The sequence below is a fragment of the Candidatus Poriferisocius sp. genome (assembly GCF_965202595.1).
Classification (GTDB): Bacteria; Actinomycetota; Acidimicrobiia; order Acidimicrobiales; family Bin134; genus Poriferisocius.
In genome coordinates, this window is the sequence record NZ_OZ241836.1 from 1,208,779 (window position 1) to 1,222,054 (window position 13,276).

At 64.3% G+C, this 13,276-nt stretch carries 13 protein-coding genes; 5 read left to right on the forward strand and 8 right to left on the reverse strand.

The window, feature by feature from the left end; translation table 11 throughout:
* Positions 1-32: 32 nt before the first annotated feature.
* On the forward strand, positions 33-524 hold the full coding sequence (locus tag ACOGXC_RS05845) for a DUF3090 family protein (RefSeq protein WP_419919764.1): 492 nt from the start codon (positions 33-35) through the stop codon (positions 522-524).
* Positions 525-558: 34 nt separating this feature from the next.
* Positions 559-1,332 carry an SCO1664 family protein gene (locus tag ACOGXC_RS05850; protein WP_419919765.1) on the forward strand — a complete coding sequence of 258 codons (774 nt, stop codon included), beginning with the start codon at positions 559-561 and terminating at the stop codon, positions 1,330-1,332.
* A gap of 207 nt (positions 1,333-1,539) precedes the next feature.
* On the opposite strand, the gene ACOGXC_RS05855 is transcribed toward ACOGXC_RS05850, so the two are convergent.
* Together ACOGXC_RS05855 and ACOGXC_RS05860 are read right to left on the reverse strand one after the other, a co-directional pair.
* Positions 1,540-2,502: an electron transfer flavoprotein subunit alpha/FixB family protein gene (locus ACOGXC_RS05855; RefSeq protein ID WP_419919766.1), complete on the reverse strand. Its 963-nt coding sequence runs from the start codon at positions 2,500-2,502 to the stop codon at positions 1,540-1,542.
* Between the two features lie 8 nt (positions 2,503-2,510).
* Positions 2,511-3,290 (reverse strand): electron transfer flavoprotein subunit beta/FixA family protein, encoded by a 780-nt coding sequence (locus ACOGXC_RS05860; protein WP_419919767.1) that lies wholly within the window; start codon positions 3,288-3,290, stop codon positions 2,511-2,513.
* A 260-nt stretch (positions 3,291-3,550) separates the two neighbouring features.
* Here ACOGXC_RS05860 and ACOGXC_RS05865 point away from each other — a divergent pair, with 260 nt between their 5' ends.
* Positions 3,551-4,462 carry a diacylglycerol/lipid kinase family protein gene (locus ACOGXC_RS05865; RefSeq protein ID WP_419919768.1) on the forward strand — a complete coding sequence of 304 codons (912 nt, stop codon included), beginning with the start codon at positions 3,551-3,553 and terminating at the stop codon, positions 4,460-4,462.
* Between the two features lie 183 nt (positions 4,463-4,645).
* Here ACOGXC_RS05865 and ACOGXC_RS05870 read toward each other — a convergent pair whose 3' ends face one another.
* Positions 4,646-5,356 carry a glycerophosphodiester phosphodiesterase gene (locus ACOGXC_RS05870; RefSeq protein WP_419919769.1) on the reverse strand — a complete coding sequence of 237 codons (711 nt, stop codon included), beginning with the start codon at positions 5,354-5,356 and terminating at the stop codon, positions 4,646-4,648.
* Positions 5,357-5,537: 181 nt separating this feature from the next.
* Between ACOGXC_RS05870 and ACOGXC_RS05875 the strand changes: the two genes are divergently transcribed.
* Positions 5,538-5,840 carry a WhiB family transcriptional regulator gene (locus tag ACOGXC_RS05875; protein ID WP_419919770.1) on the forward strand — a complete coding sequence of 101 codons (303 nt, stop codon included), beginning with the start codon at positions 5,538-5,540 and terminating at the stop codon, positions 5,838-5,840.
* An 80-nt stretch (positions 5,841-5,920) separates the two neighbouring features.
* On the opposite strand, the gene ACOGXC_RS05880 is transcribed toward ACOGXC_RS05875, so the two are convergent.
* From ACOGXC_RS05880 to ACOGXC_RS05890, 3 genes are all read right to left on the reverse strand, one after another.
* Positions 5,921-7,432 carry a sensor histidine kinase gene (locus tag ACOGXC_RS05880; protein ID WP_419919771.1) on the reverse strand — a complete coding sequence of 504 codons (1,512 nt, stop codon included), beginning with the start codon at positions 7,430-7,432 and terminating at the stop codon, positions 5,921-5,923.
* 150 nt (positions 7,433-7,582) lie between these two features.
* A complete protein-coding gene (locus ACOGXC_RS05885; protein ID WP_419919772.1) occupies positions 7,583-7,813 on the reverse strand; it encodes a DUF3107 domain-containing protein in 231 nt (76 codons plus the stop codon).
* Positions 7,814-7,857: 44 nt separating this feature from the next.
* On the reverse strand, positions 7,858-8,700 hold the full coding sequence (locus tag ACOGXC_RS05890; RefSeq protein ID WP_419919773.1) for an Mrp/NBP35 family ATP-binding protein: 843 nt from the start codon (positions 8,698-8,700) through the stop codon (positions 7,858-7,860).
* A 39-nt stretch (positions 8,701-8,739) separates the two neighbouring features.
* Here ACOGXC_RS05890 and ACOGXC_RS05895 point away from each other — a divergent pair, with 39 nt between their 5' ends.
* On the forward strand, positions 8,740-9,879 hold the full coding sequence (locus ACOGXC_RS05895) for a cysteine desulfurase family protein (RefSeq protein ID WP_419919774.1): 1,140 nt from the start codon (positions 8,740-8,742) through the stop codon (positions 9,877-9,879).
* Between the two features lie 41 nt (positions 9,880-9,920).
* On the opposite strand, the gene ACOGXC_RS05900 is transcribed toward ACOGXC_RS05895, so the two are convergent.
* Together ACOGXC_RS05900 and ACOGXC_RS05905 are read right to left on the reverse strand one after the other, a co-directional pair.
* Positions 9,921-10,214, reverse strand: a complete 294-nt coding sequence (locus tag ACOGXC_RS05900) for a DUF7124 domain-containing protein (protein ID WP_419919775.1) — start codon at positions 10,212-10,214, stop codon at positions 9,921-9,923.
* A gap of 201 nt (positions 10,215-10,415) precedes the next feature.
* On the reverse strand, positions 10,416-12,872 hold the full coding sequence (locus tag ACOGXC_RS05905; protein WP_419919776.1) for a hypothetical protein: 2,457 nt from the start codon (positions 12,870-12,872) through the stop codon (positions 10,416-10,418).
* Positions 12,873-13,276 lie beyond the last annotated feature (404 nt).

A 13,276-nucleotide genomic window follows, 5' to 3' on the forward strand; every position in this document is an offset into this window, starting at 1 on the left:
GCAATCACCGATCTGGAAGCGTTGATGCCCTAATGAGCCCCTCCTACGATCTTTTTGACCTTGAGCACTTCACCGTGGGAGCCACCGGATCCCCCGGGCAGCGGGTGTTCTATCTTCAGGCCGGGGTAACCGGCACGCTGGTCTCCCTGAAGCTGGAGAAGCAGCAGGTAGCCGCGCTGGCCGAGTACCTGGACGGGGTTATGCGGGAGATCAGCGACGACCCCGAGGCCATCGTGCCCGAGGCCGACATCGGCCTGATCGAGCCGGTGGAGGCGGAGTGGACGGTGGGTGACATCGGTATCGGGTACGACCCCGAGGCCGACCGGATGCTGATTATGGCCACCGAACTGCTGGCCCAGGACCACCCCGACGACCCGGCCTCCGCCCGGTTTCGGATCACCCGGGCTCAGGTGGTGAGATTCGTGGCCCGCGCCCGGCAGGTGGTGGCGGCCGGGCGGCCTCCATGCCGCTACTGCGGTGCCCCGCTCAACGACGACGGTAGCTGGTGCCCCTGCTCCAACTAGTTGCCCACAAGCCCGGTAACGAGTCGCCGTTTCGATGGTTGCGCCGAATGGGGTGGCCCCGGTGAAGCCCGGTAACGAGTCGCCGTTTCGAGATCGGCCACCCCTGGCCGACGGGGAGGCCGTTGAGCGGTTGCGAACCGGCGAGCTGGACGTTCTGGGGCGGATGCCGTGGAGCTCGAACCTGACCTTTTTGGTGGATGTCCACTCCCCCGGTGTTCCCATCATCCAGGGGGTGTACAAGCCGGTGCGGGGGGAGCGGCCTCTGTGGGATTTTCCCGCCGGGTTGTACAAGCGAGAGATCGCGGCCTTCGAGCTGGCCCGGGCGCTGGGTTGGAGCCTGGTGCCCCCCACTGTGCTGAGGGGTGGACCGCTGGGTGAGGGGTCGGTCCAGCTCTACGTGCCCACCAACTACGACGAGCACTACTTCACCCTTCGGGAGGAGCCCAACCACCACCGGTGGTTGCAGCAACTGTGCGCATTCGACTTCATCATCAACAGCACCGACCGCAAGGGCGGCCACATCCTGCTGGGCGACGACGGGAGGCTCTACGCGGTGGACAACGGCTTGTCGTTCCACCACCAATTCAAGCTGCGCACGGTGATCTGGGAGTGGGCCGGGGAACCCCTGCCCCCCGCGCTGGTCGATGCAGTGAACCGCCTGCTGGTCGAGGGCCTGCCCCCCGGGGTGGCCGGCCTGCTCTCCCGGTCGGAACACGATGCCCTGCTCATCCGGGCGGGCACCCTGGTGAACGAGGGTCGCTTCCCCACCGATCCCAGCGGTAACCGCTACCCCTGGCCCCTGGTGTAAGCAACCGAGAACCGGAGCGGGCCCCGGTTTGAGGTGATCCCAGTAACGAGGTTCTGGCCCCCGGTTTGAGGTGATCCCAGTAACGAGGTTCTGGCCCCCGGTTTGAGGTGATCCCAGTAACGAGGTTCTGGCCCCCGGTTTGAGGTGATCCCAGTAACGAGGTTCTGGCCCCCGGTTTGAGGTGATCCCAGTAACCAGGTTCTGGCCCTAGCCTCGGGCTTGCAGTGCTTCGATCAGCTTGGGCAGTACTTTGTGCACATCGCCCACCACCCCGAGGTCGGCGATCCCGAAAATGGGGGCCTCGGTGTCCTTGTTGATGGCGATTATGTGCTTGGAGCCCTTCATGCCCACCATGTGCTGGGTGGCTCCGGAGATGCCGCAGGCCACGTAGACATCGGGCTTGACCACCTTGCCGGTCTGCCCCACCTGGTGGGAGTAGGGAACCCAGCCGGCATCCACTATGGCCCGGGAGGCCCCCGCCGCTCCCCCCAGCAGCCGGGCCAGATCCTCGATCATCGAGTACTTCTCGGCATCGCCCAGGCCCCGACCGCCGGACACCACCACGCCGGCCTCGTCGAGTTTGGGGCCGGTGGCCTCCTCGGCGTACCGGTCCACCACCCGAGCCGCTCCGGTGGCTCCCAGCTCGGGAACGGCCAGCGCTGACACCGCCGCCGGGGCCCCTCCGCTCTGCTCGGCGGTGAACGACTTGGGGCGGACCAGGTACAGGCCTGTACCCGGTCCGCTGAACCGGGTACTGACGTTGACCGTTCCGCCGAATACCGGCTCGGTTCCCACCAGAGTCGCATCGGACTGTTCGAGCTCGACGATGTTGGTGATGACCGGCACGCCCAGCTTGGCCGAGAGCCGCCCGGCCACGTCCCGGCCGTCGTAGGTGGTGCCGAACAAGATCGCGCCGGGGGCGGCACCGCCGGCAACGGCGGCGGCGATGGCCGAGGCCACGGCGGGGCCGGCCAGGCGGCCTTCCAGATCACCGGTGGCGTGGACCGTGGTCGCCCCGTGCGCGCCCAGCTCGGCGGCCACCGGCTCGCCCTCGCCCCCCACCACTGCTTCCACCGTGCCGGCCAGCTCCCGGGCCCTGGTCAACAGCTCGAGGCTGATCGAGGCGACCTTCCCCCCCGAAGCCTCGGCAAGTACCCAAATGGTGTCCATGGTGCCTCCTAGACGATCCTGAGTTCTTCGAGCAGGGCGATGATGCGTTCGTGGGCATCGCCCTCGTCGGTGATGATCTCACCGGCCTCCCGCTCGGGGGCAGGGCTGATGTCAACTATCTCCTGGCCCCCGCCGCTCCAGCCCACCTGGTCCGGGTTCATACCCAGATCGGTTATTCCCACCTGGTCCATCGGCTTGGATTTGGCCGCCATGATTCCCTTGAAGGACGGGTAGCGGGGCTCAACCACACCGGCGGTGACCGAGACAACTGCGGGCAAAGGGCACCTAACCTCGTCGTAGCCTGCCTCGGTCTGGCGTTTCACCATCACCTCATCGCCTTCGATCCGGATCTCCTTGGCGAAGGTTACCGAGGGCAGACCCAGTAGCTCGGCCACCTGCTCAGGAACGGTGCCGGTGTAACCGTCGGACGACTCGGTGGCCGTCAGAATCAGGTCGGCTCGAGCCCGCCCGATGGCCGCGGCCAGAACCCGAGCCGTGCCCAGGGCATCGGTTCCGGCCAGAGCCTGATCGCTTACCAGGATGGCCTTGTCGGCCCCCATGGCCAGTGCCGATCGCAGTCCGTTGACCTCCTCATGGGGGGCCATGGACACCAGGGTTACCTCCCCCTCCCCCACGGTATCCCGGAGCTGGAGAGCCATCTCCACGCCGTAGGAGTCCGACTCGTCCATGATGAGCTTCATGTCTCGTTTGAGGGTTCTGGTTTCCGGATCGAGTTCCCCGGGATCGGCCGGGTCGGGGATCTGCTTCACGCAGACGACGATGTCCATAAGGTGCAAGTTTCCCACCACACTCCGGGCGCGCAAAACCGAGCACCCAAGCCCTCCCGCCGGGTCGGGGAACGTCTTCAACAACCGAGCCCTGCTTTTGGGTCGGGGAACGTCTTCAACAACCGAGCCCTGCTTTTGGGTTGGGGAACGTCTTCAACAACCGAGCCCTGCTTTTGGGTTGGGGAACGTCTTCAACACCCAAGCCCTCCCGCCGGGTCGGGGAACATTTCATGGTAGGGGGTACCATTGGGGGTCTGAGAGTGCTGCTTCTCGTCAATCCCCATGCCTCGTCGGTGACCGCTCGGACCCAGGTGATCATCCAGAAGGCACTGTCCGCCGACCACGATGTGACGCTGGCCACCACCCACCGGCGGGGCCATGCCTCCCGCCTGGCTCACGGGGCGGTGGCCGATGGGTGCGAGGTGGTGGCGGTGCTGGGGGGCGACGGAACCCTGAACGAGGCCGTCAACGGGTTGGCCGGTTCCGGCGTGGCCCTCGCCCCCCTGCCCGGGGGGTCCACCAATGTGTTCGCCCGTTCCATAGGGTTGCCCGACGATCCGGTGGAGGCGGCCGCCCTGCTGCTGGAGACGCTGGCCGCCGACAACATCCGAAGTGTGGGTCTGGGCTGGGTGAACGGGAGGTTCTTTCTGTTCCATGCCGGGGTGGGGTACGACGCCGCCGTGGTGCAGCAAGTGGAGCGCCGGGCCGGGTTGAAGCGGTACGCCAACCATGCCTTGTTCGCCTTTGCGGCCGTGGACACCTGGATGCGCCACTACGACCGCTCACGTCCCCGCTTCACCGTGTACCACTCCGACGGCGAGCCGGTGGCCGGCCAGTTCGCCATCTGCCTCAATACCGACCCCTATACCTACCTGGGGTCACGCCCCTTCAACATCGTACCCGGAACCACCCTGGATGGACCGCTGTCCATGGTGGTTTTACGCTCGCTGCGAGCCACCCGGCTCCTGCGGGTGGCGGCCGGAGCCCTCGGCCTCGGCTCTCCGGTTACCGCCCACCGCCACGTCCACTCCCGCACCGGAGTGGATCACGTTGTTGTGGCCGGTGAGACCCCCTTCCCGTACCAGCTCGACGGCGACTACCTCGGAGAGACCACCCGCCTCGAGTTCCACCACGCCCCTGATGCCCTGGCTCTGGCCCTGCCCCTGGTCTGAAACCCCCGCCCCAATCAGTTGAAGAGGGGGCGCGCCACGGGTCACAACTACCGGTTGTCCAGCACCTCGCGGGCGACATGGCTACCGGTTGTCCAGCACCTCGCGGGCGACATGGCTACCGGTTGTCCAGCACCTCGCGGGCGACATCGCTACCGGTTGTCCAGCACCTCGCGGGCGACATCGCTACCGGTTGTCCAGCACCTCGCGGGCGACATCGGGGACGTCGGTGATCACGGCATCGGTGCCCAGGGAGGCGAGGTGGGCGATCCGGTCGGGGTCGTTCACGGTCCAGACGTTCACCTCCAGATCGGCGGCGTGGGCGGCATCCACCAGGGCCTTGCTGGTGGAAGCCACATGGGGGTGGATGGCAGTATGGCCCGCGGCCACCACCCGGCTCACCAGCAGTTCGGGGGCCAGTACCTCGAAGGTCAGGTAGGCGGTGGGGATCCGGGGGTCAATGGCTCTTATCCGGTTGATGGCCTCCATATCGAATGAGGAGACGATCACCTCCCCGCCGGTCTCGCCGATCCCCCACCCCAGCACCAATCCGGCCACCGCGGCCGATACTTGGTGCTCGGCATCGTAGTCGGGGTCTCCGGGCCAACTCTTGATCTCGAGGTTGATGAGGAACTCCCGATCAATGGCCGGATCCCGGCACACGTCCATGGCTTCGGCCAGCGTCGGCACCCAATCGGGGAGCTCGCCGTCCACCAGATCCACGAGGGCTCGGCCGTCGGGAAGGTGGGCATCGTGGTGGACCACCAGGACATCGTTGGCCGTCCTCCTCACGTCCATCTCCACCCCGTCGGCGTTGAGCCGCATTGCGGCGCGAAACGCATCCAGGGTGTTTTCCCGCTCCACCGCAGATGCTCCCCGGTGGGCGATCACTCTCACTCAACCATCCCGACCGGACCAACCTTCAACTCTCACGTAGCCACCTCGAGCGGACCAACCTTCAACTCTCACTCAACCATCCCGACCGGACCAACCTTCACACGAGCAACACGGTTATGTGGCATCATCATCAGCCCCTCTTGCCCCATCAGTAAACCTGCTCTATTCTTATTCCCAAGTGATGCACAAGAGCTTGCTGGAGAGCCTGGACCGCGACCAGAGTCAATGGCGGTGCGATGCGGCCTGCCGCGACACCGATCCCGACCTGTTCTTTCCCATTGGGAGCACGGGCTTGGCCCTGGAGCAGATCGAGTTGGCCAAGTCGGTGTGCCAGGCGTGTGTTGCCCGCACCGACTGCCTGGAGTTCGCCCTGACCACCAATCAGGACTCCGGCATATGGGGCGGCCTGTCCGAGGAGGAACGTCGTCAGATCCGCCGCCGCCGAAAGGCCGAGCGGCTCCGGGTCTCCGTTGTCGGGGTTTAGCCTCACGATTCGCTCCGGGTCTCCGTTGTCGGGGTTTAGCCTCACGATTCGCTCCGGGTCTCCGTTGTCGGGGTTTAGCCTCATATCTGCTTGACCTCCTGATGGGCCATCAGGGGTATCGCCACCTCCACCACGGTCCCGGGCCGGGGAGGATTCCCCCCACCGTTGCTCATGGAGATGCTCCCTCGGAGGTCGGCACCCACCAGGCTTCGCACTATGGCGATTCCCAGGCCGTCGGCGCTGCCCACCTCGAAGCCAGGAGGCAAACCCACCCCGTCGTCGATGACCCTTACCCGTACCCGATCACCGTCGTTGTCCAACTCGATTCGTACCTGCCCGCCGGGGGGATCGGGATAGGCGTGGTCCACCACGTTTTGCAAGCACTCGTTGATCACCACCGCCAGCGGTGTGGCCACATCGGCGTCCAGCTCGCCGGCATCGCCCGTCACCTTGAACTCCACCGGCCGGTCGGGACCGGTCAGCCCCTCCTCGACCATGCGCATCAGCGACCGCACGATCTCCACGAAGGGCACCTCGCTGCTGGCATCACGGGACAGGATCTCGTGGACTATGGCTATCGCCCGGATGCGCCGCACCGATTCCTCGATGACGGCCCGGGTCTCCGGCTCGGTAACCCGGCGCCCTTGCAGGCGCAGCAGCGAGGAAACCGTCTGAAGGTTGTTCTTCACCCGGTGGTGGATCTCGGCGATGGTGGCATCCTTGGACATCAAAAGCCGGTCCCGGCGGCGCAGCTCGGATATGTCCCGCATCAGGACCAGCGCGCCGGTTACCTCTCCCCCGCCAATCAGCGGCAGGCAGCGCAGGACCAGCGTGCCCCGGTCGCCCTGCTGTATCTCCTCGGTCTGGGGGAGGCGGGAGGCCAGCGCGGCCCGGATGGCTCGCTGCTCCAGGCCGATCTCGGCCAGCCGGTGCCCCTCGGCATTGCTGTGCAGACCTATGCGGTGCAGCGCCGAGGCGGCGTTGGGTGACAGCAACCGGACTCGGCCCGAAGCGTCCAGCAGCATCAAACCGTCACTGACTCGGGGGGATTCCTCCGTCTCGATGTCGTCCACCGGAAACGGGTACTCGCCCTCGGCGATCATGGTGGCCAGGCGCCGGAACAGTCTGAAGTAGTTCGTCTCCAGTTCACCGGGGTTCCGCTGGCTGTCGGGGTCGAACTCCCGGGCCAGCACCGCGATCACCTCGCCGTGGCAGTTCACCGGCACGGCCAGCGTCCGGATGCGGGGTTGGTCGGCATGGCCGATGCGCCCGCCGTCGGTTATCCGACCCTCCCGGTAGGCCACATCCACCAAAGGACGCTGCCCGGGGGTGAAGCGAGTACCCACCAGGTTGTTGCGATGAACAGATCGAGCCGTGGTGGGACGGATCTGCCCGGCGATGGTGTAACTCTCGACGGTTCCTGCGGGCGGGCCTTCGCCATTTTGGTCACCGGAGCGCAAGCCGCCCGGCACGTACAGCAGGAGATCGGCAAAGGAGATGTCGGCCAGCGGCGCCCATGTCCTCATGAGTCGCTTGAGGTGGTTGAGGCGCGACTTGGGCAAGCCGGGTGCCAGCTCCTCCAGGCTCGCCATTGTTCAAGTCTACGGGCCGCGGGCAGCCCGACTTTGGCAGGTGCTGCTAGCTCCCGAAGCGGATCCTCCCACGAACTCGGCCGTGGGGTCAGGCAAGGCGGTCAGGTTCTGCTAGCTCCCGCGGTCAGCTCCCGCGGTCAGCTCCCGCGGTCAGCTCCCGAAGCCGATGGATCGGCTCGAAGCGGCGGGATCGAGCTCGATGTAGGCCACACTGGCCGCCGGGATTCCCACCTCCCGGCCCCGGCTGTCGGTCAGCCACAGCATCTCCCCCGAGACCACCCCGGAGGTGATGGTTTTCTTCACTTTTTTCACATCGGAGTCGGGGTCCAGTTCCACCTCGATCTCCTTCTGGCTCCGGGCAACGCCGATCCTCACGTGCATGGGTGTTCTCCTTTGTCCTTCAGTGTTGTCTTGGATGATCTTTCCTAGATGATCTTGAGCTCCGGCCGGTGGATCCGCCGGGGAGGCGGGTTGTCCAGCAGGTGGGCGGCCATGGCCGAGAAGGCCCGGCCGGCCTCGGAGTCCGGAGCGGTCGCCACGATGGGCCGCCCCCCGTCGGCTCCCTCCCGCAGCGCGGGCAGAAGCGGCACCCGGCCGATCAGGGGCACGTCGAGCCGGTCGGCCAGTTCCTGGCCTCCCCCGGCGCCGAACAGCTCGTACCGCTTGCCGTCGTCGCCGGTGAACCAGGACATGTTCTCGATCACCCCCCGCACCGTAAGGTTGACCTTGCCGGCCATGAACGCCGCCCGCTGGGCCACCCGCTGAGCTGCCGGTTGAGGGGTGGTAACCACGTACACTTCGGAGCGGGGCAAGAACTGGGCCAGCGATATGGAGATGTCCCCGGTGCCCGGCGGCAGGTCCACCAGCAAAAAATCGGGATCCTCCCAGGCCACATCGGTGAGGAACTGCTCCAGGGCCTTGTGAAGCATGGGGCCTCGCCAGATGACCGCTTGGTCCTCCTCGGCGAAGAACCCCATGGAGATGCACCGCACGCCGTGGGCCTCGGGGGGCACGATCATCTCGTCCACCATCTGCGGGGGGTGGTGGATTCCCAGCATCCGGGGAACGGAGAACCCCCACACATCAGCGTCCACCACTGCGGTGCGGTGCCCGGCCGCGGCCAGGGCCACGGCCAGGTTCACGGTTATCGACGACTTGCCCACCCCGCCCTTGCCCGAGGCGATCAGCATCACCCGGGTCGAGCACGCCGGATCGGTGAAGGGGATGGTTCGCCGGGGCGGGGCGGAGGTGTCGTCGCCGGGAGCCATGCCGGTAGATTACGGCATCGACTCCCCGTTCCTTGTGCCGTGACCAACCGCCACTATCTCGACCACGCATCGACATCGCCCATCCGCCCCGAGTCGGTGGCGGCCATGAATCGCTGGTGGGCCGCCGAGCACGGCGATCCCTCCCGGATGCACGCCGAGGCTCTGGCCACCCGCTACGAGATCGAGCAGGCCCGCCGGCAGGTGGCCGATTTCTTCGGTGCCCGACCCCGGGAGGTGGTGTTCACCAGCGGAGCCACCGAGTCGATAGCCGCCGCGGTTCATGGGGCATCGCATCGCGGTACCCACCAGGTGTTGAGCGCGGTGGAGCATTCTGCGGTGCGGCTGTCCACCCGAAGGCTCGAGACCCAGCATCACGACATAACCGTGGTCGGGGTGGACGGCACCGGGCGGGTGGACCCCGACCGGATGGCCGGGGCCATCACGGCCGTAACCGCCGCCGTTCACTGCCAGTGGGCCAACCACGAGGTGGGCACCGTGCAGCCGGTGGCAGAGGTGATTGCTGCCTGCCGGGAACGATCCCCCGAGGTTCTGATCCACGTGGATGCCGCCGCCGCCGGCGGCCGCCTGCCCATCGACTTTGCTGGGATCGGAGCCGATTTGCTGTCGATCAGCGCCCACAAGTTCGGAGGTCCCCCCGGCGTGGGGGCGTTGCTGGTGCGCCAGGGGTTGCGTCTGGTGCCGCTCCTCGAGGGCGGGGACCAGGAACGAGGCCGCCGGGCCGGGTTGGAGAACGGCGCGGCCATCGCCGGCTTCGCGGCCGCTTGCACCGCTCTGGCCGGGGATGGCCTGAAGAGGGAGGCCCAGCGCTGCGAATCGCTCACCGGCCGGCTCAGGTCGCAGGTCGCCGCCATCGAGGGGGTGGCCATCCACGGGCACCCCACCCAGCGCCTACCCCATCTGGTGTGCCTGGGAATCGACGATGTGGAGCCTCAGGCAGTGCTGCTGGCCCTGGATCGAGCCGGGGTGGCCGCCCATTCCGGCAGCTCCTGCGCTTCGGAGTCGCTGATGCCTTCCCCGGTACTGGAGGCCATGGGGGTGGATGCGCACCATTCGCTGCGCCTCTCGGTGGGCTGGTCCACTGGGGACCAGGATGTGGACACCGCCGTCGAGGCTCTCCAAGAAGCTCTGGCGGGCCTGCGCCGCCTCCGGCCCCACTGAGAGGCGCCACTGAGGGTGAGGGTCAGGAAGTCGAAAGTGGGCTAGCCCAGCCAGTCGAAGAAGTCGGAACCGGCCAGGGCACCGGGGATTCCCTCCAGCTCCTCCACGTGCAAGAACTCGAACCCGGCGGCTTCGGCATAGTAACGATCCACTTCGGTGTCGCCGATGTGAACGTAGCGGCTGGCCTCGAACCGGTCCCGGACGTCGCTCAGGTGGTGCTTGCCCCCCACGAAGTCAACGTTGATCCCGTTGGCATCCCACAGACGCTCCTGATCGGAGCGAACCCGGTCGGAGCCGCTGCCAATCACGTAGCCCCGGGCTTTGGCTTCGCGCATGGCTTCCAGTGAGATAGGACCGGGAGGATCGCCACATTCCAACGTGCCGTCGATGTCAAATGAGATGAGGATGGCGAAATCTTACTACCTTGTCGGTATTGATCGGTACTGGTTCTCCTATGGGCCAGGAGGTAACTTGCGAATTGAACCGCTCAGCGCCATCATCGGGGCGTCGGTGGCCGACGTTGCTGCGCCGACTGGTTAGGTGCGGGGGCGGGTGGGGACGTTGGTTTGGCCGCTACTGTTGTCACCCCAGCAAACAACGTGGCCTGTGCGCAGCAGCCCGCACGAATGCTCATGGCCAATCGACACCTCTCTGAACAGGTGCGCCGAAAACTTTGACTTGCTGAAGTCGTAATCGCCATCGCCCCAGCAGAAAGTAGCGCCATAAGCATCCATGCCGCACGACTGCCAGTAACCAGCCGACACCCTCCTCATGGTGGATGGGTGCGTAGGCACATCCGTCTGGCTTCTACTGTTATCACCCCAACAAACAATAGTGCCGCCCTGTTTGACTGTGCAGGAATGCTGGTAGCCAGCCGATAGTCTAAGGAAGCTTTCGGTCCAACTTGAGCCTTGTTGTTTCACGGGTGCGTCCGTTTGACCGCTACTGTTATCACCCCAACAAACAACACTTTCGCCTCGGAGTATGACTATACTATATCCTCGCTTTAGTCCACAAGAATGCTGGTAACCAACCGACACCGCATCGAACGTGCCCGAAGGGGCGTCCGTTTGACCATGGCTGTTGTCACCCCAGCAGGCAATAGCGCCGCCAGGGCGCAACCCGCACGAATGAGCCCCACCGGAAGATATAGCAATGAACTCACCCGACGGAGCGTCCAACTGGCCTTTGCTGTTGTTCCCCCAACAACTAACGGTACTGCCAGTGCGCGCTACCCCGCAGGAGAAGTCCTGGCCGGTGGAAATAGCGGTAAACTTGCCTGAATTCGGAGTTGACTGGCCATGGCTGTCGTCTCCCCAACAAATGGCTTTGGCATCATCACTCAACAAGCCAGTAAGCAACCCGCACGTGTGATCCCCACCAGAAGATATAGACGAGAACCGGAATGGCTGGTTTGACCCATCGGTTGACGTACCCGCCAAATCGTCGGGTACGTCCGTCTGGCCATCATCGCTGATACCCCAGCATACAAGGGTGCCATCAACACGCATGGCACAAGAATGCCGCCAACCAGCACTGATCGCAGTGAAGCTCCCCGCTGGTGGGTCAGTCTGGCTCAACCTCTCATTACCCCAGCAGGCAATGCTGCCGCCAACACGCACCCCGCAGGCAAAGTCAACGCCGGCAGCTAAAGCTTTGAACTCACCCTCCGGAACATCCGACACCAGGGAGAGCCACCCGTCGCGACCCCAGCAGGCAATAGTCCCATCAGGGCGCAACCCGCACGCAAAATCCCCGCCAGCCGAAACCGATGTGAACTTACCTGGTGGAGGAAGCAACTTGCTGTAAATACTGGAAAGGTCGGGTTTCTTACAGTAAAAATCTTCCATCGTGGTACCAGTGAACACTTTGCATAGAAAAGGATCGACAGTAGGAGTAGGACTTGGAGTGGTGGAACTTTCGCCTACCCAGCAGGCAACGGTGCCGTCAGCACGCAGAGCGCAAGCAGCGTTAAACCCTGTTGACAAGGTGCTGAACTTGCCTGACGGAACGTTTAACTGGCCCGACCCGTTGCTACCCCAGCAGGCAATAGTACCGTCAGTGCGCAACCCGCACGCATAAGACCGTGCAGTTGATACCGCGCTGAAGCTTCCCGATGGTATACCCACCCGCAGATCCACACCCTTATTACCCGCAGACCCCCAGCAGGTAATGGTACCATCAGTGCGCAACCCGCAAGAAGAGTAGCTGGCAGCTACCGCACTGAACTTACCCGCCGGAACATCCAACTGGCCATCCCGGTTGCTACCCCAACAGGTAATACTACCGTCGTCACGCAACGCGCAGGAATGGTCCATACCAGCAGCAAAAAGAGGGCTTTCAGACGCAGTAACAACAACGTCATCCACCTTGCCCACAGCACCATCACCATCGTCATCATCATTCAAACCACCATCATCGTTATTGTCATCATTACTATCATCGTTTACATTGCTGGGAGGAGGCGTGGGTTCAGGAGTCGCAGTGGCAGTGGGGGTTGGAGTGGGAGTAGGAGTTGCAGTGGGGGTAGAGGTTGGAGTGGGAGTAGGTATGCCATCTTGTGTGGGTTGTTCGTCTCTGATTCCAGCTCCGTAGACTTGGGTTTGAGTCGCATCGTCATCACGGATGGTGCCGGTGGCTTCAAGTTTCCGATCGCCTCCTGTGAAAATAACTCGATCATCCTGAGTTTGAAGGTTTTTGAGGCGCAAAACAAAGGTTTCGTCGTCCTCCGATGCTGTATCCCCCACCACTTTGACGGTAACGGTTTGAGTGAGCTGAGTTCCGGTGGCGTTGGCTGGAAAGAGCACAGATCTTTTGTTGAAACCTACGTAATCACGCCCCGGATTGTTTTTATTGCGGGTGGCTGAGGCACCCAGGGGTGACACTGCTGAGGCATGCATGGTTACGTCATGGCTGGGGGTGCCGCTCAACTCCACCGTGAACACAAGGTCGGTGTAATCGCGGTTACCCTCAGCAACGCTCACATCAGCCATTGATACCGTCAACACCTCTGGCGTGGGTTCGGGGGTGGGCTCAGGGGTTGGTTCTGGCGTGGGTTCGGGGGTGGGCTCAGGGGTTGGTTCTGGCGTGGGTTCTGGCGTGGGCTCAGGGGTTGGTTCTGGTGTGGGTTCGGGGGTGGACTCAGCGGTCGTTGTGAAACTAACTGTTTTGCCACCGTTGCTTGCGTACCTGTCACAGCTTTGCGAATGAGGCCACACCTGGACCCAATAACCAGTAGACGGAGCCAAACCCTCATCGACCTCGAAACTGGTGGCCGGGTAATCCAAATAATCCTCGGCATCAAGAACATACTGGCCTGCCGCGAAGTGATACACCCTCACCCAGTACCGTGAAACAGGACACTCGACACCCTCACCAGCACCACCAACATGAGTCC